This window comes from Corynebacterium sp. AOP40-4SA-5, from assembly GCF_052377355.1.
Taxonomy (GTDB): domain Bacteria; phylum Actinomycetota; class Actinomycetes; order Mycobacteriales; family Mycobacteriaceae; genus Corynebacterium.
In genome coordinates this window covers 1-1,334 of record NZ_JBQSWS010000057.1, presented here as the reverse complement: position 1 = coordinate 1,334, position 1,334 = coordinate 1, and the positions used below count along the sequence as shown (strand labels likewise).

At 62.3% G+C, this 1,334-nt stretch carries 1 pseudogene; it reads left to right on the top strand.

Annotated features, from left to right (window positions below):
- Positions 1 to 69 precede the first annotated feature (69 nt).
- Positions 70 to 1,303, top strand: a pseudogene (locus ACT3S3_RS15235) (IS3 family transposase).
- The last annotated feature ends 31 nt before the right edge of the window (positions 1,304 to 1,334 follow it).

Sequence of the window (1,334 nt, the reverse complement as noted above, 5' to 3'; positions counted from 1 at the left end):
GTGGCCCTACCCTCGTTGAGTGGACACCCGATTTAGCGGGACATTGTCCCGCACAAGGAGGATGTCACCATGACCAACAAGACCCCCACCCCCGGCGGCGGGAAGCGACCCCGGCGAACCTTCAGCCCCGAGTACAAACACGAAGCCGCCCGCCTGGTCATTGACACTGGCCGTAGCATTACCGAAGTCGCCCGCGAACTCGGCGTCGGGGCACGAACCCTCGGCAAATGGGTCGCCACCGAACGCGCCGAACAGGATGGTGAACCAGCCGGGCAGTTGAACCTTGATGAACGCGCCGAGCTCAAAGCCCTGCGCCGGCAGGTCGCTGAGCTGCACAAAGACAACGAGTTTTTGGGAAAAGCAGCTGCCTTCTTCGCAGCCAAGCAACCACCGGTGAACGGTACGAACTAATGGTGCAGGAGAAGGCGACATTCGAGGTCACGCGCATGGCCCGGCTACTGGGAGTATCCCGGTCCGGGTTCTACGCCTGGACTGCCCGACAGCTCGGCCAGCCTGGTCCGCGGCGTCGGGCCCGTGAGGCACTCGATGTGCGGGTCAGGGAGGTGTTCACCGCCTCAGACGAGGTCTACGGTGCTCCCCGGGTTCATGCCCAGCTGGCCTGCGAGGGCGTTGTCGTTGATCGTAAGACCGTGGCCAGGTCCATGACCCGGCAGGGACTGGAGGGGATCAGCCCGAAGAAGTTCACCCCGGTGACCACCATCAGCGCCACCGACCCCTACACGATCCCAGACCTGGTCACACGCGGCTGGGACGCCGGCGAGCTCAACCGGGTGTGGATATCGGATATCACCTACCTGCGCACCGGTGAGGGATGGTTGTATCTCGCCGCAGTCACCGACGGGCACTCGCGTCGGATCCTGGGCTGGGCGATGGACTCGCATATGGGATCGTTCCTGGTGGAAAAAGCCCTTCGTATGGCGCATACGCTGCGCAGCGAGGTTCCTGATGATGTGGTGTTCCACGCTGACCGAGGTACGGAGTTCACCAGTGACGACATGTTCAACGTATGCCGTGATCTGGCGGTTCTTCAGTCAGTGGGCCGCACCGGGGTGTGGCTTAAGACAATGCGATGGCCGAAAGTGTGTGGGCGACGTTGAAAACCGAGTTCTACCACCGTTACACCTGGCCTACCCGGGCTGAGGCTCGTCAGGCGATCGCCCGGTGGATTGAGGTGGTGTAGAACCGTCGGCGTCTGCACTCCGCGCTTGACTACGCCTCGCCGGTGGAGTTCGAAACGAATCTGTTCAACAAACCTGCAGCCCAGGGCACTGAGGCAGCTTAGTCACCTGTCCACAATTTGCGGGTAAGGCCAG